General features: G+C 42.4%; 25 protein-coding genes and 1 pseudogene. 21 read left to right on the top strand and 5 right to left on the bottom strand.

What is annotated here, in order from left to right:
• Positions 1 to 4: 4 nt before the first annotated feature.
• The 5 genes from ACFW35_RS15935 (at position 5) to paaX (ending at position 5,736) form a co-directional block, all read left to right on the top strand.
• Entirely contained in the window at positions 5 to 1,513 is a 1,509-nt protein-coding gene (locus ACFW35_RS15935; RefSeq protein WP_379847130.1) for an aldehyde dehydrogenase family protein, read from the top strand.
• A gap of 394 nt (positions 1,514 to 1,907) precedes the next feature.
• Positions 1,908 to 2,780: a 3-hydroxyacyl-CoA dehydrogenase gene (locus tag ACFW35_RS15930; RefSeq protein ID WP_066286680.1), complete on the top strand. Its 873-nt coding sequence runs from the start codon at positions 1,908 to 1,910 to the stop codon at positions 2,778 to 2,780.
• Positions 2,780 to 3,985: a thiolase family protein gene (locus ACFW35_RS15925; RefSeq protein WP_379847128.1), complete on the top strand. Its 1,206-nt coding sequence runs from the start codon at positions 2,780 to 2,782 to the stop codon at positions 3,983 to 3,985. Before ACFW35_RS15930 ends, ACFW35_RS15925 begins: the two co-directional genes overlap by 1 nt.
• A gap of 12 nt (positions 3,986 to 3,997) precedes the next feature.
• Positions 3,998 to 4,774, top strand: a complete 777-nt coding sequence (locus ACFW35_RS15920; RefSeq protein WP_379847126.1) for an enoyl-CoA hydratase-related protein — start codon at positions 3,998 to 4,000, stop codon at positions 4,772 to 4,774.
• A gap of 68 nt (positions 4,775 to 4,842) precedes the next feature.
• Positions 4,843 to 5,736 carry a phenylacetic acid degradation operon negative regulatory protein PaaX gene (paaX, locus tag ACFW35_RS15915; RefSeq protein ID WP_379847124.1) on the top strand — a complete coding sequence of 298 codons (894 nt, stop codon included), beginning with the start codon at positions 4,843 to 4,845 and terminating at the stop codon, positions 5,734 to 5,736.
• 257 nt (positions 5,737 to 5,993) lie between these two features.
• Here the strand turns inward: paaX and ACFW35_RS15910 are convergent, their stop codons facing one another.
• Entirely contained in the window at positions 5,994 to 6,509 is a 516-nt protein-coding gene (locus ACFW35_RS15910; protein WP_379847122.1) for a gamma carbonic anhydrase family protein, read from the bottom strand.
• Between the two features lie 67 nt (positions 6,510 to 6,576).
• Between ACFW35_RS15910 and ACFW35_RS15905 the strand changes: the two genes are divergently transcribed.
• From ACFW35_RS15905 to ACFW35_RS15890, 4 genes and pseudogenes are all read left to right on the top strand, one after another.
• Entirely contained in the window at positions 6,577 to 7,527 is a 951-nt protein-coding gene (locus ACFW35_RS15905; RefSeq protein WP_379847120.1) for an NAD(P)H-dependent flavin oxidoreductase, read from the top strand.
• Positions 7,528 to 7,564: 37 nt separating this feature from the next.
• Positions 7,565 to 8,914: a sodium-dependent transporter gene (locus tag ACFW35_RS15900; protein ID WP_379847118.1), complete on the top strand. Its 1,350-nt coding sequence runs from the start codon at positions 7,565 to 7,567 to the stop codon at positions 8,912 to 8,914.
• Positions 8,915 to 9,001: 87 nt separating this feature from the next.
• Positions 9,002 to 9,721, top strand: coding sequence for an SDR family oxidoreductase (locus ACFW35_RS15895; RefSeq protein WP_379832701.1), 720 nt, complete (start codon positions 9,002 to 9,004; stop codon positions 9,719 to 9,721).
• 139 nt (positions 9,722 to 9,860) lie between these two features.
• Positions 9,861 to 10,301 (top strand): annotated as a pseudogene (locus ACFW35_RS15890) (AhpC/TSA family protein); the annotation flags it as partial.
• 178 nt (positions 10,302 to 10,479) lie between these two features.
• Here ACFW35_RS15890 and ACFW35_RS15885 read toward each other — a convergent pair.
• Complete coding sequence (locus ACFW35_RS15885) at positions 10,480 to 10,896, bottom strand: HIT family protein (protein WP_379847117.1); 417 nt, start codon at positions 10,894 to 10,896, stop codon at positions 10,480 to 10,482.
• A gap of 156 nt (positions 10,897 to 11,052) precedes the next feature.
• On the opposite strand from ACFW35_RS15885, the gene ACFW35_RS15880 reads away from it, so the two are divergent.
• The 12 genes from ACFW35_RS15880 to ACFW35_RS15825 all read left to right on the top strand — a co-directional run bounded on the left by ACFW35_RS15880 (position 11,053) and on the right by ACFW35_RS15825 (position 22,387).
• Complete coding sequence (locus ACFW35_RS15880) at positions 11,053 to 11,448, top strand: thioesterase family protein (protein WP_379847115.1); 396 nt, start codon at positions 11,053 to 11,055, stop codon at positions 11,446 to 11,448.
• A gap of 94 nt (positions 11,449 to 11,542) precedes the next feature.
• Positions 11,543 to 12,643: a Leu/Phe/Val dehydrogenase gene (locus tag ACFW35_RS15875; protein ID WP_379847114.1), complete on the top strand. Its 1,101-nt coding sequence runs from the start codon at positions 11,543 to 11,545 to the stop codon at positions 12,641 to 12,643.
• A 14-nt stretch (positions 12,644 to 12,657) separates the two neighbouring features.
• Positions 12,658 to 13,722 (top strand): pyruvate dehydrogenase (acetyl-transferring) E1 component subunit alpha, encoded by a 1,065-nt coding sequence (gene pdhA, locus ACFW35_RS15870; RefSeq protein WP_379847112.1) that lies wholly within the window; start codon positions 12,658 to 12,660, stop codon positions 13,720 to 13,722.
• Entirely contained in the window at positions 13,722 to 14,717 is a 996-nt protein-coding gene (locus ACFW35_RS15865; protein WP_379832706.1) for an alpha-ketoacid dehydrogenase subunit beta, read from the top strand. The genes pdhA and ACFW35_RS15865 overlap by 1 nt, the downstream gene beginning before the upstream one ends.
• 12 nt (positions 14,718 to 14,729) lie before the next feature.
• Positions 14,730 to 16,007 (top strand): dihydrolipoamide acetyltransferase family protein, encoded by a 1,278-nt coding sequence (locus tag ACFW35_RS15860; protein ID WP_379847111.1) that lies wholly within the window; start codon positions 14,730 to 14,732, stop codon positions 16,005 to 16,007.
• A complete protein-coding gene (lpdA, locus tag ACFW35_RS15855) occupies positions 16,008 to 17,441 on the top strand; it encodes a dihydrolipoyl dehydrogenase (protein ID WP_379847109.1) in 1,434 nt (477 codons plus the stop codon).
• Between the two features lie 175 nt (positions 17,442 to 17,616).
• Positions 17,617 to 18,681, top strand: coding sequence for an undecaprenyldiphospho-muramoylpentapeptide beta-N-acetylglucosaminyltransferase (locus tag ACFW35_RS15850; protein ID WP_379847108.1), 1,065 nt, complete (start codon positions 17,617 to 17,619; stop codon positions 18,679 to 18,681).
• A 99-nt stretch (positions 18,682 to 18,780) separates the two neighbouring features.
• Positions 18,781 to 19,506 carry an AzlC family ABC transporter permease gene (locus tag ACFW35_RS15845; RefSeq protein ID WP_379847106.1) on the top strand — a complete coding sequence of 242 codons (726 nt, stop codon included), beginning with the start codon at positions 18,781 to 18,783 and terminating at the stop codon, positions 19,504 to 19,506.
• A complete protein-coding gene (locus ACFW35_RS15840; RefSeq protein WP_077363327.1) occupies positions 19,499 to 19,804 on the top strand; it encodes an AzlD domain-containing protein in 306 nt (101 codons plus the stop codon). Before ACFW35_RS15845 ends, ACFW35_RS15840 begins: the two co-directional genes overlap by 8 nt.
• A 95-nt stretch (positions 19,805 to 19,899) precedes the next feature.
• On the top strand, positions 19,900 to 20,034 hold the full coding sequence (locus ACFW35_RS15835) for a hypothetical protein (RefSeq protein WP_379847105.1): 135 nt from the start codon (positions 19,900 to 19,902) through the stop codon (positions 20,032 to 20,034).
• Positions 20,035 to 20,451: 417 nt separating this feature from the next.
• Positions 20,452 to 21,312: a Cof-type HAD-IIB family hydrolase gene (locus tag ACFW35_RS15830; RefSeq protein ID WP_379847103.1), complete on the top strand. Its 861-nt coding sequence runs from the start codon at positions 20,452 to 20,454 to the stop codon at positions 21,310 to 21,312.
• Between the two features lie 229 nt (positions 21,313 to 21,541).
• Positions 21,542 to 22,387, top strand: a complete 846-nt coding sequence (locus tag ACFW35_RS15825; protein ID WP_379847102.1) for a glycerophosphodiester phosphodiesterase — start codon at positions 21,542 to 21,544, stop codon at positions 22,385 to 22,387.
• A gap of 75 nt (positions 22,388 to 22,462) precedes the next feature.
• Here ACFW35_RS15825 and ACFW35_RS15820 read toward each other — a convergent pair whose 3' ends face one another.
• Genes ACFW35_RS15820 through ACFW35_RS15810 form a run of 3 tightly spaced genes read right to left on the bottom strand, consistent with a single transcriptional unit; the run spans position 22,463 to position 24,783 of the window.
• Entirely contained in the window at positions 22,463 to 23,521 is a 1,059-nt protein-coding gene (locus ACFW35_RS15820; RefSeq protein ID WP_379847100.1) for an ABC-2 transporter permease, read from the bottom strand.
• Positions 23,511 to 24,395 carry an ABC transporter ATP-binding protein gene (locus ACFW35_RS15815; RefSeq protein WP_379847099.1) on the bottom strand — a complete coding sequence of 295 codons (885 nt, stop codon included), beginning with the start codon at positions 24,393 to 24,395 and terminating at the stop codon, positions 23,511 to 23,513. The genes ACFW35_RS15820 and ACFW35_RS15815 overlap by 11 nt, the downstream gene beginning before the upstream one ends.
• On the bottom strand, positions 24,379 to 24,783 hold the full coding sequence (locus ACFW35_RS15810; RefSeq protein WP_379832715.1) for a GntR family transcriptional regulator: 405 nt from the start codon (positions 24,781 to 24,783) through the stop codon (positions 24,379 to 24,381). The genes ACFW35_RS15815 and ACFW35_RS15810 overlap by 17 nt, the downstream gene beginning before the upstream one ends.
• Positions 24,784 to 24,786: the final 3 nt, after the last annotated feature.

The raw sequence follows: 24,786 nt of genomic DNA, 5'->3' as shown, positions 1-24,786 counted from the left end.
GAGTATGAGTGCAGCAAAAACAGAAGTTAAAGCAGTAAAGCGTGATCAATACGATATGATCATTGGAGGTCAAAGTACGGCCGGATCGGAAGGGGAGTATTTTATTACGTACAACCCTGCGACTGGCGAACCGTTAGCTAAGGTGGCAAAAGCAACGAAAGCTGATGTAGACCGTGCTGTCATCGCTGCGAGAACCGCATTTGAAACAGGGAAATGGAAGCGCTCTCCTGTCAATAAGCGCTCTCGCACAATGAACAAAATCGCGAGCATCATGCGTTCCCGCTACAACGAACTTGTTGAGCTTGAAATTCTGAACAGCGGAAAATCGTTAAGCGCTGCACAAGGACAAGTGATGCAGGCAATCGAAGACTTCGAATTCTATGCAGGTGCAATCGTAAGCCATCGCGGTGCAGTGAACCCGATGCCAGGGCCGTTCATGAACTACACGTTAAAAGAGCCTCTTGGTGTTTGTGCACAGATCATTCCTTGGAACTATCCGATGATGATGGCTGCATGGAAGATTGCTCCGGCAATCGCAACAGGATGCTCTGTGATCTTAAAGCCTGCGAGCTTAACACCATTAACAGCAATCGTTATGACAGAGATCTGCCACGAAGCTGGAGTTCCTGAAGGTGTTGTAAACATCATCACTGGCGACGGTTCAACAGTTGGCGCTTATTTAGCTGAACATGATGATGTTGATAAAGTAGCCTTTACAGGTGAGACAGGAACGGGTAAAGATATCATGGCAAAAGCATCACAGACGCTTAAACGTGTGACGCTTGAGCTTGGCGGAAAATCCCCTAACCTCGTTTTTGAAGATACAGATATCGATGCTGCTGTAGATGGTTCATTGTTCGGTATTTTCTATAACACGGGTCAATCATGTGAAGCACGTTCTCGTCTTTACATTCAGGAAAGTGTTTATGAGGCATTTATGGAAAAGTTCGTTGAAAAAGCGAAAAGACTTGTTCTTGGAAATCCGCTTGATCAAGGAACGCATGTTGGTGCGATCATCTCTGAGCGCCAGCTTGAAGTAATCGACGGCTATGTGAAATCTGCTGAAGAAGAAGGAGCAACGATTGCTTTAGGTGGCGGACGTGCTAAAGTGGATGGTTTTGAAAATGGCCACTGGTACTTGCCGACGATCATTACGGATGTAAACGAAGACATGAAAGTGGTTAAGGAAGAAATCTTTGGACCTGTTGTCGTTGTATCCACATTTAAGGATGAAAAAGAAGCAGTTCGTTTAGCGAATAATACAGATTTCGGTCTGGCTGCTGCGATCTGGACTAAGGATCATGCAAAAGCAACACGTGTAGCTGGCATGATTCAGGCTGGAACGATCATGATCAACTCTCCGTTCTCAGCATTCCCAGGTACGCCGTTCGGGGGCTACAAGCAATCTGGATTCGGCCGCGAGCTTTGTATCGAAACGCTGGACCTTTATACAGAAACAAAGAGTGTCGTTTCCTATACAGGATCTCGTCCGTTGAATCCTTTTAATCTATAAAATCTAAAAAAAAGGCTTTCATGACCGATTGTCTGGGCGAGAGTTATAATTGCTTCCCATGAGCAGGTTGATTGGAGTGTAAGGTGCGAGACTCCTGCGTGCCAAATACCTGAATATACTTCTTGCAAGGCATGCGACGAGGAACATGCTTCGTTAGGATTTGCTTGTAGACGCAGGAGCACACAAACTTACTTGAAGGTGGAGACTCCTAAGGGCGCAAAGCGGCAGGAGGCTCACCGCACGCCCCGCGGAAAGCGAGTATCCTAAAACGGAAATCAACTACTTTCAAAGACTACAACGATTATGGAAACAGCCAAAACAAAAAGCGGGCATTCGTGCTCGCTTTTTACACACAAAAGTTAAACACTTGTTTAAAAGAAAGGCAGGAGATACCATGTTGCAAAATGCAGTAGTCATCGGATCTGGTGTAATGGGGAGAGGAATTGCTTACGTTTGTGCGGTTGGAGGATTTGATGTTCAGCTTGTTGATGTAAAGCAAGATCAGCTGGAAAACGCAAAAAAAGAAATCGATTCTATTTTTTCAAAAGCGGTATCTCGCGGAAAGCTATCACAAGAAGATGCAAGCGCAGCTCAAGGAAGACTTTCTTATACTGTGCATCTAACAGCAGCTGCCAGCGGTGCAGACATAGTAATTGAAGCTGTTCCAGAAAATATAGAGATCAAGCGTGCTGTTTTTGAAGAATTAGACCATTCGGCACCAAGTCATTGCGTGCTTGCTACAAATACGTCGACGATGAGCCCTACCGAAATTGGGTCATTTACAAAGCGTCCAGAAAAAGTAATTGCGATGCATTTCTTTAACCCTGTGCATAGAATGCCGCTTGTAGAAATCGTGCGCGGCCATGAAACGGATGACGAAACGGTTGAGCTTGCAAAAGAAGCTGCTGTAAAAATGGGCAAGGAAACGGTTACGGTAAACGAGTTTCCTGGTTTCGTAACGAGCCGTATCTCTGCCATGATCGGTAACGAAGCGTTTTACATGCTGCAAGAAGGTGTGGGTACACCTGAAGATATCGATAAAGCGATCAAGCTAGGACTGAACTTCCCGATGGGACCTTTCGAACTTGGTGACCTGGTAGGACTCGACACACGATTGAATAACTTAAACTATCTTCATAAAACATTAGGTGAAAAATACCGCCCTGCTCCCCTTCTTGTCAAGTATGTCAAAGCAGGAAGACTTGGACGTAAATCAGGCAAAGGGGTTTATGATTACACCAATGAAGGCAGCGGGGTGAAGAAGTAATGAAAGAGGTTGTTATTGTTGACGCTGTCCGAACACCGATCGGCCGCTATAAAGGTGCTCTAAAGTCAGTAAGACCGGACGATCTTGGTGCAGTCGTTATTTCAGCTCTATTAGAAAGAAACTCAGCATTGCCTCCATCGGACATTGAAGAAGTTATTTTTGGGAATGCAAACGGAGCTGGTGAAGACAATCGAAACGTAGCCCGTATGTCTGCGCTTTTGGCAGGACTGCCTGTTGAGGTTGGCGGAACAACGATCAATCGCCTTTGCGGCTCAGGAATGGATGCGGTAATCTATGCTGCGCGTGCCATCATGGCAGGTGAAGGCGATGTATTCATTGCTGGCGGAACAGAAAGCATGACGCGTGCACCTCTAGTTATGGGAAAGCCGGAAGTCGAATATCCGCGCGGCGATATGAAGATGTTTGATACGACGATCGGCTGGCGTTTTGTTAATCCGCTAATGCATGAAAAATTCGGAACAGATTCTATGCCTGAAACGGCTGAGAATGTAGCGAAGAAATATGACATCTCAAGAGAAGCACAAGATCAGTTCGCATTCAGTTCTCAGCAAAAAGCTAAAAAAGCGATGGAACAAGACCGATTTAAACAAGAGATTGTACCTGTAAGATTAGTTGACCGAAAAGGAAATGAAACATGGGTGACAGAAGATGAGCATCCTCGTCCAGAAACTTCACTGGAGAAGCTCGGGACACTTAAACCGTTGTTTAAAGACGGAACTGTGACGGCAGGAAACGCTTCAGGGGTAAATGATGGAGCATCCGCACTTTTATTAATGAGCCGTGAAAAAGCGGATGAGCTAGGGCTTAAGCCGTTAGCAAGGTATGTATCTTCAGGTGTGGCCGGTTTAGAGCCTGAGATCATGGGTGTTGGACCGATCGAGGCATCACGTAAAGCATTAAAACGTGCAGGCTTATCTGTGACTGATCTGGACTTGATAGAATTGAATGAGGCATTTGCTTCACAATCATTGGCATGCATGAATGAACTTGGACTGGATTCAGAAAAAGTAAACGTAAACGGCGGTGCCATTGCATTCGGTCATCCGCTTGGAGCAAGCGGTGCAAGGATTTTGACGACGCTGATCCATGAAATGAAAAAGCAAGGTTTGCGCTACGGTCTTGCGACAATGTGTATTGGTGTAGGGCAGGGAATCGCTTCTGTTGTTGAAGCCATTAATGAGTAGGAGGATTATCCGATGAGTGCCATTTTATATGAAGTAAAAGACCATGTTGCCTATGTAACATTGAACCGTCCTGAGGTATTGAACTGTTTTAACTATGCAACGCTAAAAGAACTAGAAGAGACAGTCGAAGACATTCATCACAACAATGACGTCCGTGTTGTTATTTTTACAGGAGCAGGAGAGAAAGCATTCAGTGCAGGTGCTGATTTAAAAGAGCGCCGTACACTGACAGAATCTGAAGTTCGACGCAACGTACGTAAGATCCGTGATGTGTTTTCTGCGGTAGAAGCTTTGCCTCAGCCTACAATCTGTGCGATCAACGGCCACGCGTTTGGCGGAGGATTTGAGCTTGCGCTAGCTTGTGATCTTCGCGTTTCTGTAAGAGAAGCTTCCATGGGGTTAACAGAACTTAGCTGGGCAATCATTCCTGGAGCAGGCGGAACGCAGCGCTTGCCAAGACTGATCGGTCAGGCAAAAGCGATGGAGCTAATTTTAACAGCAAAAAAGATGATGGCTGAAGAAGCGTTCTCGTATGGTATCTTAAACCAGGTAACATCCAGAGAAGAATTGATGGCTGTCTGTGATAACTATGCGTCGCTTATCATGAAGAATGGACCTGTTGCGGTACAGCAAGCAAAATATGCGATCAAATATGGAAGCGAAGTTGATCTTCAGACAGGCTTGGCTATCGAGGCTAAAGCGTATGAAGTGACGATTCCTACAAAAGACCGAATGGAAGCACTTGTTGCTTTTGGAGAAAAAAGACCACCTGTATTCAAAGGAGAGTAACTTGTTTTCGCTCATATTGTTCTGGTAGGATTGTACAGACAATTACAGGTACAAATGAGGTAAATACAATGCAAAACAGTTTAAACACACGTTCCATGATTTTTACCCTTTATGGGGATTATATCCGGCATTATGGAAGCGAAATATGGATTGGCAGTCTGATCCGTCTTTTAGAAGAGTTTGGCCATAATGAACAAGCGGTAAGGGCAGCTATTTCAAGAATGAACAAACAGGGATGGATCGCTGCCAGAAAGCAAGGAAACAAGAGTTATTATTACTTAACCGAACGCGGCAAAAAGCGTATGGATGAGGCTGCGAAAAGGATATTTAAAGTGCAGCAGGAACCATGGAACGGGGAATGGCTGATGTTCACCTACACCATTCCTGAAGAAAAAAGAAGCATTAGGGATGAACTTCGCAAAGAGCTTGTATGGAGCGGCTTCGGGCTCCTCGCAAACAGCTTTTGGATTTCGCCTCATCAGTCTTCTGAACAGGTTCAATTGATGATCGATAAATATCAGATCGAAGACTATGTTCATTCATTTACGGCCGTTTATAATGGTCCTAATGAGAATGAAAAGCTCGTTTCTGAGTGCTGGGATCTCAATGATATCAACACGAAATACAATGAGTTTATCGTGACTTATTCACAAAAATATGTGATCGATAAGAACAAGATCGAAAAAGGCGAAATGACGGACGGGGAATGCTTTGTTGAACGGACGAAGCTTGTTCATGAGTACCGCAAGTTCCTTTTTATCGATCCAGGTTTGCCTCAGGAACTGCTGCCGGCTGAATGGCTCGGTGATCATGCGGCATCTTTGTTCAGTGATTACTACCGAGCACTTGCCGGACCTGCAAGCCGTTTCTTTGAAAGCATCTATTCAGATGGGAATGCATTAAAGAAAAATTCAGCATTTGATGCGTTGAATCATCCGCTTATTCAGGAGAACCGGTCCTAGTAAATCATTTGCAAAAGAGTTTTTATTTTAATAGTTTTTAAAAGTCATCATTGATAAGTTGATTGGAGCGCAAGGTGCGAGACTCCTGCGGGATCAGTGGGACAGGTGAGACTCCTAAGGGTGCAAAGCGCCGAGGAGGCTCACCGCACACCCCGCGGAAAGCGAGTACCTGGAGCGGAAATCAACCACTTTCAATAGCAACAAAGTTTAACTAAAAAGCACTTTCGCATCTATGATCGAAAGTGCTTGCTAGTGGATTACTTTTTAAGTTCAGCGGCAAATTGCTTTCCTTTTTCGTAATACGTGTCAATGGTAAGCTGGATCAGTTTCAAGTCTTCATCGTTCAGTTCACGGATGACTTTGCCGGGTGAACCCATAACCATAACCCTCGGCGGAATTTTTTTGCCTGGGGGAATCAATGTGTTTGCACCTATAAAGGCTTGTTCACCGATTTCGACACCATCGAGGATTGTTGAGCCCATGCCGACGAGGGCACCTTTTTTTATCGTACAGCCATGGAGAATGACGTTATGCCCGATTGAAACTTCATCTTCAAGAATAAGCGGAAATCCTTCGTAGAGGTGAAGTGTACAGTTATCTTGAACGTTTGTTTTTTTACCGATTGAGATAGGACCTTCATCACCGCGAAGGACGCTGTTGAACCAGATGCTTGCCCCTTCACCGATTGTTACGTCTCCAATGACGCGGGCACCTGGAGCTATAAAAGCGCTTTCATGAACTTTTGGAGTTTTTCCGTTAAATGAGTATTTCATATGAGCCTCCCTGGATAATAGGTTGATAGGTTCAGTATAACAAAGGAACAAAAGGGAGGTGGAAAATTTGAATCCGGTTTGCGAAAAGTTAAACATAAAGTTTCCGATCATCCAAGGCGGAATGGGAAACGTTAGTAACGCAGAGCTTGCTTCAGCCATCTCAAACGCTGGGGGATTAGGTACGATCGGTGCGGGAACAATGCCGGCAGATGAGGTTGAAAAGCTGATTGTTGCAACAAAAGGGATGACAGACCGTCCATTTGCTGTTAATGTACCTTTAACCGTTGCATCAGACGTTAAAGCGATTCTTCAGCTTTTGATAAAACATAACGTAGAAGTCGTTTCCCTTTCAGCAGGTAACCCGGCACCATACATACCTAAATTAAAGGAACACGGAATAAAAGTGATTACGGTGATCGCTTCTGTCTATCATGCGAAAAAAGCAGAAGCTGCAGGCGCAGATTTGCTGGTCGCAGAAGGCTATGAAGCTGCTGGTTTGAATTCGCCGTTTGAAACGACAACGATGGTCTTGCTTCCGCAAGTTTGTCGAAGTGTCTCCATTCCTGTAATTGCAGCAGGGGGAATCGCTGATGGAAGCGGGTTAGCAGCAGCTTTTGCTCTTGGCGCACAAGGTGTACAAATGGGTACACGTTTTATCGCAACAAAAGAAGCTCCGTTTCATGAGATCTATAAAACATCTCTCCTGCAAGCCGATGATACGAAAACGATGATCGTCGGGCGTTCAATAGGGAAAATCCGAAGAATCTATGACACGCCTTATGCCCAAAAGCTGATTCAGCTTGAAAAAAATGGTGTAACACAAGAAGAATTTCTTGAGCTTACAACGGAAGACCTTCATATTTTAGGGGCAGTAAAAGGTGATTTGGAGAATGGCTTTATAAACAGCGGGCAGATTGCTGGTGCAATAACTAACATTCCAACAGTCAAGGAATTGCTTGAAACCATGATGCAAGAAGCGAAAGAAACAGTTAGTTTGTTAAACAATCGTTTAAAATAGGTTAGTTGTATTTGTTACCGAAGGGGAAGTTTAGATTATGAATCAGCAAGATCAGTGGACATCGAAGTTAGCCTTTATTTTAGCAGCAGCAGGATCCGCAATCGGACTCGGAGCGATTTGGAAGTTCCCTTATGTTGTTGGGACAAGCGGTGGAGGAGCGTTTTTCCTTATCTTTTTACTTTTTACTTTTTTAGTAGGATTTCCGCTACTTATGGCTGAATTTGTAATCGGCCGTGGAGCTCAGAAAGAAGCTGTCTCTGCTTATCGTATACTTGCGCCAGGATCAGCCTGGCCATGGCTTGGACGTATGGGTGTAGTAACAGCTTTTATTCTATTATCCTTCTACAGTGTAATCGGCGGATGGATCGTACTTTATCTAGGCAAGAGTTTTTCAGGTGATTTTTTCAAAAACGATTTTGGGGCAATGTTTGGAGAATCGATCTCAAGCCCCTGGCCTGTATTGATTTCTCAGTTCATCTTTATGATCATTACAATCTTTGTTGTTAGCCGAGGAATTAAAAACGGTATCGAAAAAGCAAACCAGATTATGATGCCTGCTCTATTCGTTTTGTTTGTTGTCTTGATTGTGCGTTCATTGACATTGGACAATGCGATGGAAGGTGTAAAATTCTTCTTGCTTCCTGACTTTTCAGAGATCGGCGGAGACGATATTCTTTTCGCGCTTGGCCAGTCATTCTTCTCTTTAAGTGTCGGTATTTCAGTAATGGTAACGTACAGCTCATATTTAGGTAAGAACGAAAGCTTAACGAAATCTGCTACAACAATTGTTTTGCTTAACGTATTAATTTCATTGCTTGCTGGATTGGCAATCTTCCCAGGAGTATTCTCGTTAGGACTTGAGCCTGCAGAAGGACCGGGATTATTGTTCGTAGTACTGCCGGCAGTGTTTGAACAGATCGTCTTTGGACAATTTTTCTTTATCATTTTCTTGGCTCTTTTCTTGTTCGCAACATTAACATCAGCGTTCTCTATGCTTGAAATCATTGTTGCATCGATCACAAAAGGTACTTTAACTAACCGTGCAAAATGGTCTTGGATCATCGGATTGCTTATCTTTGCTGCAGGTATTCCTTCAGCACTTTCAATGGGTGTACTGTCTGATGTGACTCTGTTCGGCAAGACGATCTTTGATCTATTAGACTACTTGGTTAGTAATATCTTGCTTCCGCTTGGTGCTCTATTTATCGCACTATTCGTTGGATACAGATATCCAAAGGATCTATTGCTTCAAGAGTTTAAAGCAGGGTCTTCCGTTACGGTTAAAGGATTCGCATTATGGCTGATGCTAGTCCGCTACATTGTACCGGTTATTATTTTCATTGTATTCCTTAACACGCTTGGCGTATTTGAAATGATCACAGGCTGATCTCATTGACGCAGACCATATTTGGTTCTGCGTCTTTTTTATGCTTATAATAGAGCAGAGTACTAAAGTGAAAGGATGATTTTTAAGATGCTACAAAATAAAGTTGCTGTTATTACAGGCGCTACCCGCGGATGCGGTAAGGCGATTGCAGAAAAATTAGGAACACTTGGTGCGAAATTAACGTTGGTCGGTTCATCAGAAGGTATATTTGAAACAGCAGAAGAGCTGAAAAATAGCGGTTATGACGTTCTTGCAGTGAAAGCTGACGTATCAAATGAAACGGATGTTGCGGATCTTTTTAAACAAACGTTTGATCACTTTGGACAAGTAGATATTTTGGTAAACAATGCAGGTGTTGGCCAGTTTAAGTTGGCTGAGGAGCACTCTTTAGCAGACTTTCAAAAAATGTTTGAAGTAAACGTTCAAGGTGTTTTCCTTTGCAGTACAGCGGTTGTTCCGCACATGAAAGAGCGCAAGGAAGGAACGATCATCACGATCTCTTCTGATGTAGGACGAAGAACGATTGCAAACGGTTCTGTATACACTGCTACAAAATATGCTGTACAAGGATTCTCTGGTTCGCTTGCTCAAGAGCTTCGTGAATTTGGTGTACGAGTAGGTACGGTAAATCCTGGTGCAATTGATACGTATTTTGCGGACAGTGAACCGGGTCTTGATTTTAAAGAAGACTGGCTGAAGGTGACAGACATCGCAGAAGCAGTTGCATATATGGCAAGTGCACCAAAGCATATGGTCGTTGATGAAATCATGCTTCATCCACTTTCTCAGGAATATCCAAACGTATAAAAAGGAGGCTGTTCCCATGGACTTGAATCAAAAATTGGTTTCAATTGATCGTTCCGAGGCTGTCGTTCTGCGTGATTTGTTTGGTGATGATAAGACATTCGTTGCTTTAGTCAGACATCTTGGCTGACCTTTCTGTCAGCATTTCCTTGCGCAGTTGCGCAGGTCATACGGTGAGTTTGAGGCATGTTCGGTAAAGGTAGTCATTGTATCACCAGCCGATCGTGAACAGATTAAAAAATTTTTAGAAGTTCATGGTCCATACCCTTTTAACATTTATGGGGATCCCCAACTGAATGTATATAGGGAGATGGGAAATCATCGGTTCACAACTTTGAAGAGCCTGGCGTATGTTGGCGCTGGAATTTTGAGCGGTAAAGCCAAGATAAGCGACATTATTCCGAAAGAAGAGAAGAAAAGAGAGCTTTTCTTTAGTGCAGTCAAGAATCAGGACGTAAACGTTCAAGGAAGTTCATGGCTGTTTGATCGAGATGGTGAAGTCTTGTGGAAGCACATGGATGATTCACCGAAAGATCATGCACGAGTGAAGGAGATTTTGAAGCAGGTTAGCGAAAACAAATAAGGTTTGAAACTGAAAGAACCCTGTCACATGAAAAGTGGCAGGGTCTTAGCTTATTTTAGGCAAATGACGAGCAATTTAAGATGCTAAAGTTCGCTTGAATGAGTAAATCACATAAAAACTCGTAACCATCACATAAAAACAAGCTTTATCACATATTTTACAAAATATGTAATTGGAGTTACTTCGCTTCAGCCTCGATCTTCCTGTTTGGCCGGCGGTTCGCTTCCGATTTAATCCATGCCCGGATTCCTTTACCTGCAAACGGCTCATCTGCAAAACGAGGAATGATATGAAAGTGGGCGTGAGGTATGCTCTGTCCGCCAGCGGGCTTAATGTTCCAGCCAGTACTGTAACCGTCAGGTCTGTACGTTTCATCCAGCAGTTTCTTCGCTTTATGCATCAAATCATATGTATCCATCCACTCTTTTTCGCTTAAATCAAACACGGTTTCAACATGAGCTTTTGGGATGACTAAGCCGGCACCTTCCAAAATATCCTGTGCTTTCGGACTTTGGATAAAATAACAGCTTTCATTCTCAAAGACTATTTTCTGTTCTGGAAAATTCATAGGATTGCAAAATAAGCATTCTTTCATGGGAAAACAAACACCTCCGCCTTTATTTTTGCATATTTTTCACATTTCTTACAAATGGAACAATTCGGGCGATTCATTGACCGCTTATCACACAAAATGATATGATAACGTTAAGAAAACGTTATATAAATTAGATGAAAGATATGAGGTGTATGCATGAAATCAGGCATGGAGGTTGGTCAAAAAGCCACCATTACAGCTACAGTGACACCCGATATGTTTGCTCAATTTGAAGGTAAGCTGGTTCATCCGGCATATTCAACGGTCAGCATGGTCTACCATATGGAATGGGCAGCAAGACAGATCATATTGCCATATCTTGAAGATCATGAAGAAGGTATTGGCGGAGGGGTAGCCGCAAAACATATGTCGCCGACACCTGAAGGCGCAGAACTAATTGTCACAGCTACATTACGCGAAATAAAAGGTAAAGCAATTATTTGCGATGTTACCGTTCATAATGGAAAATCACTTGCAGGTGAAGGTGAAGTTACTCAATATATCCTGCCAAGAGCAGCGATCTTACAAAAAATTGAAGAAATGAAAGTTTAATATTTTTTTGACTTATAATGAAAGCGCTTTCACTTTAAAGCAGCAAAGTAAAAAAGAATCAAAGCGAAATAGAGACACACTAGGGGGATTCAGCATGTTTGAAAAAATATCACAGCACGAGCAAGTCGTATTTTGTAATGATCCATCCACAGGTCTTAAGGCGATTATCGCAATACATAATACAACCCTTGGACCAGCTCTTGGCGGATGCAGAATGAGACCTTATTCATCTTTTGATGAGGCACTTGAGGATGTACTGCGCCTTTCAAAGGGCATGACGTACAAATGCGCAGGAGCAGATGTTGACTTTGGAGGCGGGAAGTCCGTTATTATAGGCGACCCTACAACAGAACGAACTCCAGAATTATTCCGTGCATTCGGCCAGTTCGTTGATTCATTAAACGGACGTTTTTATACGGGAACTGACATGGGAACGACGCCAGACGATTTTGTTCATGCGTTAAAAGAAACAAACTGCATCGTTGGTGTTCCTGAAGAATATGGCGGAAGCGGTGATTCTTCAGTACCTACAGCACAAGGCGTTATCTACGGTCTGCAAGCTACCATTCAAACCCTTGAAGGAACTGACGAACTCGCAGGGAAAACTTACTCCATCCAAGGCTTAGGAAAAGTTGGATTTAAAGTTGCAGAACAGTTATTGGCAGCTGGTGCACAAATTTACGTAACCGACATCAACGAAAAAGCTCTGAAGCAGATTCAAGAAAGAGCTGAACTGCTTCCAGGCAATGTTGAAGTGGTTGTAGGCAGTGACATCTATGGAGTAGACGCAGATATTTTTATTCCGTGCGCACTTGGCGGAATCATTCATGATGAGACGATTGAACAGCTTAAAGTTAAAGCGATTGTTGGAAGTGCGAACAACCAGCTTTTAGAGGATAAGCATGGCATATACCTCCAGCAAAAAGGAATTCTATATGGTCCTGACTATATCGTAAATGCAGGTGGACTGATCCAGGTTGCAGATGAACTTTACGGACCAAACAAAGCGCGTGTACTTACAAAGACAAGAGCGATCTATGACAGTCTGATCCAGATTTACAGCGAAAGCACGAAGAACAGCATTTCGACAATGGAAGCGGCTAACCGTTTTTGTGAAGAAAAATTAGCAGCCCGTTCAAAACGCAACAGCTTCTTTGCTCATAACAGAAGACCTAAATGGCAGGTTCGAAACTAAGGAGGGATTCATTCATGGAAAAGCTATTTCCGAAATTGCAGATCATTAATGAAAACGGGGAATGGAACGACGAAACATACCGAAGTGAAATAACGGGAGAACTTACAAAAGAACTTTATACAAAAATGCTTCGTTCCCGTCTGTTTGACCGTAAAGGTGTTAACCTGCAGCGTCAGGGACGAATTGGGACGTATGTGCCTTTTGAAGGACAGGAAGCTTCACAGATCGGCAGTGCACTGGCGATGGGGGAAGGCGACTGGATGTTCCCGACTTATCGTGATCATGCGGCGACGATGACATTTGGACACTCATTAAAAACACTTTTCCTTTATTGGAAAGGCCGTCAAGAAGGCTGTATCCCTCCTGAAGGAAAGAACATATTCCCGCCGGCAGTGCCGATCGCATCTCAGCTCTTGCATGCGACAGGTGCTGCATGGGCTGAAAAGCTTAAAGGAACGGATCGTGCTTCCATCGTTTATTTTGGAGACGGTGCAACATCAGAAGGAGATTTTCATGAAGGATTGAACTTTGCGAGCGTATTCAATGCTCCTGTTGTTTTCTTTAACCAAAACAACGGTTTCGCCATTTCAGTTCCAATCGAAAAACAAATGAAAAGTAAAACGATCGCTCAAAAAGCAGTCGCTTATGAGATCGAAGGCGTTCGTCTGGATGGCAACGATGTGTTTGCAGTCTACTTCCACACACGTACTGCGGTGGAACGAGCTAGAAAAGGCGAAGGCCCGACATTGATCGAGTCTGTTACTTGGCGTTATGGGGCGCATACGACAGCTGACGACCCTTCCAAATACAGAGACCAGAACGAGTCAGCGACAAGGCGTGAAAAGACAGATCCTATTCTTCGGCTTGAGCGCTTTATGAAAAATGAAAACATGTGGGATGAGAAGTGGGCTGAAGAGCTGCAGGAGTCTTTAACAGCTGAGATTGAAGCAGCAGTAAAAGAGATGGAAGAGGCTCCGGCACCACATTATAACGATGTATTTGATCATGTGTTTGCGGAGAAACCTTGGCCGATTGAAAGCCAAAAAGAAGCATATGCACATTCAAGAGGTGATCGCTAATGACAACGGCAGTTGATACGAAAAAATTAACGATGGTTCAAGCCGTGACAGACGGCATGCGCGTCATGATGAAAGAACATGAAAACGTAATCGTGTTAGGGGAAGACGTTGGGCAGAATGGCGGCGTATTCCGGGCAACTGACGGACTGGTTGCAGAGTTCGGCGAGAAAAGAGTAATCGATACACCGCTTGCAGAGTCTGGAATAATTGGTACTTCGATCGGTCTTGCGATGAACGGGTTTAAACCAATCGCTGAAATGCAGTTCTTAGGGTTCATCTATCCGGCTTTTAACCAGATCATGACACACGCTTCGAGAATTCGTGCAAGAACGCTTGGAGCTTTTACAGTGCCGATGGTTATTCGTGCGCCGTTTGGAGCAGGAGTGCGAGCACCTGAAATCCACTCTGATTCCGTTGAAGCACTTTTTACTGGAATGCCTGGAATGAAGGTTGTTGTTCCGTCTAATCCGTATGATGCAAAGGGAATGCTGATCTCTGCAATTGAAGATCCGGATCCGGTTCTATTCCTTGAGCCGATGCGATGCTACAGAAGCACAAAGATGGATGTGCCTGAAGGAAAGTACAATGTTCCTCTAGGAAAAGCTGCACGTCTGCAAGAGGGAAGCGATGTTTCGATCTTTGCATACGGTGCGATGATCGATGTTGTGACAAAAGCAGCTAAAGCGGCAGAGGAAAAAGGCATAAAGTGTGACGTGATCGACCTTCGCACACTTTATCCGCTTGATAAAGACATGATTGCAGAGAGTGTCCAGAAGACTGGCCGCGCTGTTATCGTACACGAAGCACCGGGAACTGGGGGACTAGGTGAGACGATCATGTCACTGATTAACGATACTTCATTCTTATACATGAAAGCACCTGTTGAGCGTGTGACTGGTTTTGATACACCAGTACCGATGTTCGCTCTTGAAGACCACTACCTGCCGAGTGCAGATCGTGTAGTTCAGGCAATCGAGAAAGTCACTCAATTTTAGGAGGTGGAACAAATGGTAGAAGTGAAACTGCATGATATTGGAGAAGGCATGCATGAAGGGGAAGTCATCCAATTTTTCGTAAAAGCGGGGGATACGGTTAAGATCGACCAGCCGCTTGTCGAAGTGCAAACGGATAAAGTGACCGCTGAACTTCCTTCACCTGCAGCCGGCACCATTAAGGACATCAAAGTAAAAGAAGGAGACGTTGTGACAGTAGGATCTGTTATATTAACGATCGAAGCGTCTTCATCAGAACCATCTGATAAAAAAGCAGAAGAACCTGCGAACGTTCAGGTACAGCCTGTAGTAGATAAGATCGTAGCTGCACCTAAGAATACAGTATTTGCAGGTGGAATCGCTACGCTTAACAAGCGTGTTCTCGCTGCGCCTTTTACAAGAAAGATCGCACGTGAAAACGGTGTTGATATCGAACAGATCCTCGGCACTGGACCTGGCGGACGCGTTACGGATCAGGACGTTTATAACTTTATTGAGAATGGTTCTGCCTCTCCAGTTAAGGAGAAAGCTGCAGACCATACTGCAGACGACAGTAAGACAGAAGCACCTTCATATACTTCAAAAGGTTCAGAGGAGATTCCGTTTAAAGGACGCAGAAAACAGATCGCGAAAAAGATGGTTCAATCTCTTGCGACAATTCCTCATGTTACGCACTTTGAAGAAATCGATGTAACAGCAGTAATGGATCTGAAGAAGCAGCTGAAAACGATGGACCCAGAGAATAAGCGTGGAATGAACGTTTCTGTTGCGGCATTTTTCGTAAAAGCGATTCAGATCGCTCTGAAGGACTTCCCGATTTTCAATGCGAAGCTTGATGAAGAAAAAGAAGTGATCCGACTTGAGAAGAACGTGAATATCGGAATCGCAACCGATTCTGATGAAGGCTTGATCGTACCGGTTATCTCACATGTGGAGCAGCGCAACGTAAGAGACATTGCAGTGGATATGAAAGATAAGATCACAAGAGCGAAAACAAACAAGCTAAAAGGATCAGATATGACTGGCGGAACATTTACGATTTCGAACGTTGGGCCACTCGGATCAATCGCGGCAACACCGATTATTAATCATCCGGAAGTTGCGCTGATGGCTTTTCATAAAACGAAGAAAACACCTGTTGTCGTTGGCAATGAAATCGTGATTCGTTCGATGATGAATGTATCTATGTCGTTTGACCACCGTGTAGCGGATGGCGCGACTGCTGTTATGTTCACGAACCGTGTAAAAGAACTCATCGAGAACCCTTACTTCATGACACTGGAGCTGATATAGATGGTTGTAGGTGATTTTGCAACAAAACGACAGCTGGTTATTATCGGAGGAGGACCTGGCGGGTATCATGCTGCGATCCGTGCGGCCCAGCTGGGACTCGAAGTAACACTGATTGAAAAAGAAAAGCTTGGAGGCGTTTGCCTTCATAAAGGGTGCATCCCTTCAAAAAGCTTAACTCAAACAGCGGCTAACTTTTCCGGGCTGTCTCATTATAAGCAAATGGGAATATCTATACCTGAAGCAAATTTCGAATATGAAACATTTACAAACTACTATTCTTCTGTTGTAACAGGACTGCAAAAAGGTGTTGAAGCACTTATTAAAGTTAATAAGATTGAGCACTTAACAGGTTCAGCTTCCTTTATGTCAGGTGAGAGAATCGGCATCGATTCAGGCCACCATTTTGAGATGTATGAATTTGAACATGCACTGATTGCGACGGGAAGCAATTCGTTATTGCCGAAACAGGCAAAATTATCAAACCGTGTAATGACGCCTCATACTTTATGGGAGTTGAAAGAGCTGCCAGCGAGTCTCGTTGTTTATGGTGAAGACTATTTTGCATTGGAAGCGGCAATGGCTTATAAACAGCTTGGCAGTGATGTTACATTGATTATTCCAGCTGATGGATTCAGCTTAGACAGCGGTATTGAAAAAGAACTGCTGCGAGTTTTAAAGAAAAATAAGATTAAAGTGTTCAAGAATCATCAGTGGGAAAGTGCAGAGGAAACGGCTGATACTGTTGCAGTGACATTGACAAAGGATGCAGAAGAAAAAGTTTCTATAGAAGCTTCTCATGTGCTTTTTGCAGCCGGTTATTCACCAAATGTTGAGGGACTTGGGCTCGAAGCAATCAATGTGGAACGTGATGAGAACGGATTTATCGCCGTAAATGAGCACAGCCAGACGAGTGTATCCAATATCTATGCTGCAGGTGATTGTACGATTGGCATGAAGCTCGCTTCAAAAGCAATCAAACAAGGGAAAACAGCAGCTGAACATATGTCAGGCCTACCTTCGGCGTTCAATTTGAGTTTAGTGCCTTATGTGGTGCATACAAATCCGCCGATCGCAACAGTCGGTTTGACGGAAGAACAAGCAAAGAGTGAAGGATATGAAGTTAAAACCGGTCAGTTCTCAATGAGCGGAAACGGATTTGCTTCTATTCTAGGTCAAAAAGAAGGTCTTGCGAAGATGGTAATCGACGCAAAGACAGATGTAATTCTCGGAATTCACATGATGGGTGCAGGTGCTGTTGATATGATTCAAGCAGGTACTTACGCACTAGAGATGGTTGCGCGTGAGGAGGATCTAGCTTATCCGGTCTATGCACATCCAGCTTTAAATGAAGCGTGGCTTGAGGCTATTGAAAGTGTGAGCGGAAAAGCGATTCATGTTCCGCCAGCACGGAAAAAAGAGAAAAGTACAGTCTAAGAAAAGCGGTCTATTGGCCGCTTTTTTATATATTGTTTCGAAAGATATTAAACAGCTGTTTTAAAGTAAAGAAACATACAGCTGCTATTTTCTTTTTTTAGCAACATATATTAAAATGGCGATAAGATTAAATCCGTTGCAGTGTGCGGATAGACAAAGAAGTGAGGAATGCAGTTTGAAGAAACTAGTTTTAACCGGCGGTGGTTCTGCTGGACACGTAACTCCGCATTTAGCATTAATACCTAAATTAGAAAAAATGGGATGGGACCTTCACTATATCGGTTCTGTTGATGGAATAGAGAAAAGTTTAATAGACGAAGGAACGAATGTACCTTATTATGGTATTTCCAGCGGTAAATTAAGGCGTTATTTTGATTTGAAAAATATAAAAGATCCGTTTAAAGTGGCCGCAGGTGTGGCCCAGGCTTATTTGAAACTTGGTAAAATCAAGCCTGATGCAGTATTTTCTAAAGGAGGATTTGTGGCAGTGCCTGTAGTTATTGCGGCATGGCTGCGAAAGATTCCTGTATACATTCATGAATCGGATATTACGCCAGGACTTGCTAACAAGATCTCATCTAAATTTGCTTCTAAAATTTTTGTGACATTTGATGAAGCTAAAAAGCATTTTGCTTCAGGGCAAGCCATCGTAACTGGTTCACCTATCCGTGATGAGCTGCTGCAAGGATCAAGTGAGAAAGGTCTATCTTTATTAGGATTTAGAAGCCACTTGCCAGTGTTAACGATCATGGGAGGAAGCTTAGGTGCCCGCAAAATTAATGAAGCTGTAAGAGAGTCTCTCCCTGAGCTGCTCCGTTCTTATCAGATTGTTCATATATGCGGAAAAGGAAACTTGGATCAGAATCTAAATCATACAGAAGGATACCGCCAGTTTGAGTACATTCAAAAAGAATTGCCGGATGTAGTGGCGGCAACAGACTTTGTGATTTCACGTGCAGGTTCTAACAGTATTTTTGAATGGCTGACACTTAAAATTCCGATGCTGTTAATTCCTTTGACAAGAGCCGCGAGCCGCGGTGACCAGATTTTGAATGCACAATCCTTTGAGAAACAAGGGTTTTGCCACGTGCTGTACGAAGAAGATTTAACAAAAGAAACGCTTCTGCAGTCTTTAAAACAGCTTAAAGTTGATAAAGAAAACATGCAGCAAAACATGGAGAGCTTCAAAGCCTCTGATAGTGTAGACCTTATTTTGCGAACAATCACTGGCGGTAAATAAATTGTTTGAGAATTGAAGGGGGTCCGTCCCCGGGACAGACCCCTTTCAATTTATACACAATTCCTGCACAAATCACACACGAATATGGAGATGAAGACAATGCTGCCTAATCCGGCAATTTCTAGCAAGCAAACCCATGGTCTTTGGAAAAAAGGTATTCAAGCTGGACTGCCAATCGCAATTGGCTATATGCCTGTTGCTTTTACATTCGGTTTGCTTGCCAAAGCAGCCGGTTTAAGCCTTTTTGAAACGGTTGGCATGAGTATTATTGTATTTGCTGGTGCTTCACAATATATCGCTTTATCTATGATCGCTGCCGCAAGCGGGGCTGCTGAACTTATTCTAACGACTTTTATTATGAACATCCGTCATTTACTGATGAGTGCTTCCCTGAAAGAGCGTGCCGAAGATGAGCCAAAATGGCTTAAAGCCATTTATGCTTTTTTTATTACCGACGAAACCTTTTCAGTAGCCGCAACTTCTCAAGAAAAAAAGATAACGGGAAGCTATTTATTAGGTCTTGGTATAGCAGCATATAGCTCCTGGGTAGTTTTTTCAGGTGCAGGGTTTGTGATGGGCTCGGGATTGCCCGAATCACTTCAGGCCAGCATGGGTATTGCACTTTATGCAATGTTTATCGCATTGCTTGTACCTGCAGCTAAAAAAAGCCTAAAAGTCATTGCTCTTGCAGGAACAGCTGCAGTCCTGAACTCTTTATTTTCATTTATCCCTTTTCTTAGCGGCGGGTGGGGAATAATTTTATCTACATTGATCGCAGCCGTTTCAATTGAGTTTTTTGTGAAGGGGGATGGGAGAAATGAATGATAATCTGATTTGGGTTATTATTGGAATGGGCCTTGTTACGTACATTCCAAGAATGCTTCCACTCGTCATGTTTCACACAAATAACTTGCATCCAAGAGTACAGGGGATATTGAAAAATGTTCCGTTTGCTATCTTGGGAGCGCTCATATTCCCAGGTGTGCTGACGATTAATCCGGATTCTGTGTTGTATGGTGTCATAGGAGCAGCAGCTGCTTTTATTGCAGCATGGCTAAACCTTAATGTTATTATCGTTGTGTTAGCCTCGATTTTAGTTTTATACGGTTATACCTTTTTGTAGACAATTGTCATAATTTTACTTTATGAATAATTAACCAAATTAATTGATTTTTAGAAATCAGTGGGCGTATAATTACAAGTAAAAGGAGGAGATTAATGATGCCTCATTTAATTCGATTTGTACTTATAGGTTTATTTTCTATCTCAGCTCTTTCTGTATTATCATTTCAAGCCGTTGAAATTTTCCACGCTGTAACGGATATGGTACAATCATTTATCTACAAAGATTAATACTAAGAATGTTTTTAAAAGAGAGCTTCTAAAGCTCTTTTTTTTATTTTTTTGCTGCTATCGCAAACTTTGTTGCTCTTGTAAGAAGTTGATTTCCGTTCCAGGTTGCTTCGCTTTCCGCGGGGCGTACGGTGAGCCCCCTCGCCGCTTTGCGCCTTTGAGTGGTCTCACCTGACCGCTCGTCCCGCAGGACAAGGAAGGCTACGACAGCGATGCATCGCACGAAGAAAATTGATTTTCATTTTCGAGGATCTCGAACCTTCCACTCCAACCAACTTGTCAGTGAAGGGAATGAACAAAATACTTAAAAGCAATTAACTTTTAGAAAGCCAATTTTTTAAAACACTTAAGTTGATTTGAATTATTTCACTTATGGGTAAACTTACTAATGGACTAAGCAATAAAGGATGATTTTTAATGAAGCTGATCGCAATCGATATGGATGGAACACTTGTTAATAAACAGTTAAAAGTAACAAAAGAGAACAGTGAGGTCATTTCACAAGCGGTAAAAGATGGTCATCATGTTGTGATCGCAACAGGGCGTTCTTATGATGAAGCAAGACATACATTAGAAGACGCAGAATTGCATCTGCCTCTTATCTGTGTGAATGGAGCAGAAATCAGGTCTGCTGAATGGGAGATTCTTTCTTCAACACCTCTAGAGTTCTCACAATATGAAGAAATCAAAAGTATTCTAGATAAAGAGGACATCTATTACGAACTGTATACAAGTAAGGGAACGTATACGGATAATCGTGAAAAAGCCTATGAGGTTATGAAAGATATTGTTATTACTTCAAATCCTGAAGCAACGGATGATGACGTTCAAAAGGCAGCTTTACGCCGTTTTCGTTTAGGACTTGTAAGTGTAGTAGGAGATTTTGAAAAACTTTTAGATCAAAAGGATATAGAGGTCTATAAGTTTCTTGCTTTTTCAAGTGATAACGATAAATTGCAGCGTGCGTTTCAGCATCTGCAAGCGGTTGATGATCTAGCAGTCAGTTCGTCAGCTGATAATAACTTGGAGATTACAAATAGTGAAGCACAAAAAGGTGTAGCTCTAAAAAGATTTGCAGAAATAAATGGAATCCCTTTGGAAAATACGATGGCAATCGGTGATAACTACAATGATGTTTCGATGCTCGAAATTGCAGGATTTCCTGTCGCGATGGGAAATGCGGTGGACGAGATAAAAGATATGGCTGCTTTCGTAACAAAAGAGAATGACGAAAGCGGAGTAGCGTTTGCTATTCAAAGATTTTTAGAAAAAAAATAATATAACTTTTACAGAAGCTGGTTCGAAAATGTCGAGCTGGCTTTTTTATTTATGCTGTTTTCGAAAACTTTGTAGCTCTTGAAAGGAGTTAATTTCCGTTCCAGGATTAGAGAAGAGCCCTTATTAATAATTTCTTTACATCGGATTTACGCAGGTGTAAACAATTCTTCAAACTCCCTTGTTAATGTGAGAGAGTACTTCACTGACAACAAAGGGAGAGTGTAATATCATGTTCAAAGCGACTATCGGGGCTCTTGCGTTAAGCCTTACAGTTATGGGATCAGGATTTACAGCAGATGCAGCTGAAAAAGAGAAAGAAATATTAAATGTAGCACATCGAGGTGCTTCTGGTTATGCACCGGAACACACTTTAATTGCATACAAAATGGGTGAACAAATGCATGGGGACTACATAGAGGTAGATCTTCAGATGACAAAAGACGGTGAGCTTATCGCCATGCATGATGAAACACTTGACCGTACTACGAATGGAACAGGACAGGTTAAAGATTACACGCTTGAAGAAATTAAAGAACTTGATGCAGGCAGCTGGTTCAATGAGAAATATCCGGAAAAAGCAAACCCTGAGTATGAGGGTCTTAAAGTGCCGACGTTAGAAGAAGTGTTCCAAACATTCGGAAAGAATGCGAATTATTATATCGAAACAAAGTCGCCTGAGGTCTATCCTGGGATGGAAGAAAAACTCGCAGAGATGGTGGATGAATACGGAATTAATAAAGATACATTACTTGTGCAGTCATTCAGCTCTGCAAGTTTATTGAAAATGAACGAGATTGACCCCTCTATAAAACTAGTACAGCTAATGTGGTATACATCACCAGCTGCCATTTCTGATGCTGAAGTTCAAGCTATTAAACAGTATGCAGTCGGTATCGGACCAAACAGTGCTATGATCGACAAGGAGTATGTTCAGAAAACCGTTCAAAACGGACTGGAAATACATCCTTATACAGTAAATGAAAAAGAAGAAATGCAGAAGCTGATCGACTGGGGCGTAACCGGAATGTTCACAAACTTCCCAGACCTGTTGAATGAAGTGAAAAAAGGACGATAAACAAAAGCAGCTGGCATATATGTCAGCTGCTTTTTTCAGTTTCAACAAAAAGAGCTGAAGTAATCCGCTCTAAACTTATTTGCTTAACCCCAGTCTAATATTCATGATTTTTCTTAATACAAAGTAACTTAAGACTGCGCCAATGGCTGCGGAAAAATAATAGCCAAGTAATGAAGGCTGATCATAAGATCCGAAGATGCCGCCGCCCGCCATGCCGAATGCAAGTGCAAAGCAAACTACTACTCCTACACTGAAGAATCCTTTACCTTTCTCAAAAACCAGTAATCTGCCATTATTCTCGTTCTTCGTACGGCTAAAAAACAAGATTCCAAGAGGGAACGTAACCGCAAAATAAAGAAGAGGTGAAAGCAATACTAGATAATCTGGCATTCTGGTGTAATCCATTACCGAGCCATCAATTTCTGTAACAACATCAGTATAATAAGCGAATTCGAAAATTGGAACAGGCAGTGTAGCTATTGAAATAAAATCTCCGAACGAGTTAAATCTGCCGTTTACATCATACATCATATCTAATTCAATCCCGTGATACATCAGAAATGTTCCGATCAAAGAGAAGAAACCGATTGGGAAGAAAAGGAATATCAAACTTAAAATAAACTGAGATACAATGCTGCCAGCGATAGTTCCAAAAAATAAACTGAAAGTAAATATGGCAATAGAAAACGGTATAACGAGCGCCATAAAATGGAGCAAAAATGACGCATCTGCAATTACATGTAAAATCGTGAAGCGTATAATAAGCATACATAACAATAGGTTAATTAACAGTCCTGTTGTAATATGTACAACACCAAACATCCATTTTGAAAGAAAAATATCTTTTCGTTTAAAAGGAAGTGAGAATGTAAGATCTGTAGAATGAGTGGTTCGCTCCTGTCCTAACAGCAATGAGGCGAATCCAACAAGAATAAGTGTCAAAAACAAAGCGATTTCAACACCATGAAAAGTAAAGTTTAATTGTGTATCATTAAATTTCTCTGCTTGTGTTTGAAGACTTTGTGCTCTTCCGAAAAAAGAGAATGGTAGAAAAAAGAATAAAGATAGGTAAACTGCCCAAACAGCTGGAGCTGCAAGCTTTTGGTTTCTCATCCATAATGCTTTATGAAACATTTGATTCCCCTCCAAGCGATGAGATAAATATATCTTCAAGTGTCATCGGAAGCTCTTCTAACAATAAAGGCTGCTCTTGCTGCATCTTTTCAATCGTCGCCTCGATATTGCCTTTGATCATTAGCGTATACACTCTACCGGTTTGAGAAAGAATAGTTACGTTGTTTAAGTTTGCAATTTTCTCAGGTAGAGAGTGTTTGTAAACGGCTTGAACTTTCCTAAAGGATGATTTAGCGTCTTCGATTGAAGTGGTAGACTCAATCTGACCATCCTTCATCATAATGAGCACGTCAGCAATCTTTTCAACTTCCTCAAGGTGATGAGTGGAAATAAGAACACTTAATTGACGTTCACTTACTTCTTCAATAATAAATTGAAGAATATTTCGTTTTACGATCGGATCCAATCCGTTTGTCGGTTCATCCAAAATAAAAAAATCAGCTTTTGTTGAGAATGAAAGAATCATAAGAAATAAAGCTTTCATGCCTTTGGAATAGGTTCTAAGCTTTCTGTTTTTTGGGAGCTTAAAACGATCCATTAATGAGTAAAAATACATAACGTCAAAGTCTTCATAGATTGCATCATACAGTTTCACAATCTCTTTAACGTTGTAAGTTTTTAAGATTTCAGTAGAATCAGGAACATAAGTAAGCTTTTGCTTAACTCCAGGCTGCTGGTGGATATCTATATCATTAAATGATACTTCGCCTTCGTCTGGGTCGAGAATTCCCGCAAGTGTTCTGAGCAAAGTAGACTTACCAACTCCGTTACGGCCGACAATGCCTGCAATCATACCTGGCTCAAGAGTAATATTGACATGTTCTAAAACCTGGCGTCCATCTATCTTTTTACTAACATTAATCATTTTTAACATGGTCGTTATTCCCTCCAAGCTCTTCAGAAAACTTTTTTATCCATAGTGCCAACGTTTGCTGGTCGATTCCTAAATACGAAGCATCAATGACAAGCTGTTTGATCTGCTGCTTCATTTCGGCAATCTTCTGCTCATCGGCTCTGGGGGTTATGGAAGCAGAAACGAAAGTCCCTTTTCCCCGCAGGGTCTCGATGATGCCTTGCCGCTCCAGTTCTTGGTACGCTTTACTTACTGTGTTTGGATTTATCAATAATGTTCCTGATAGTTCTCTTACCGAAGGCAACTTATCTTCGGGCTGCAGGATCTCCTTCAAAATCAGCTCTTTAATTTGATGGACGACTTGCTCCCATATTGGTGTATTGCTTCGGGGATCTAAATTTAAAATCATATT

Origin of the sequence: Fictibacillus sp. NPDC058756 (assembly GCF_042746035.1) — a bacterium.
Taxonomy (GTDB): Bacteria; Bacillota; Bacilli; order Bacillales; family Fictibacillaceae; genus Fictibacillus.
This window is presented reverse-complemented; position numbering and strand designations above follow the sequence as displayed.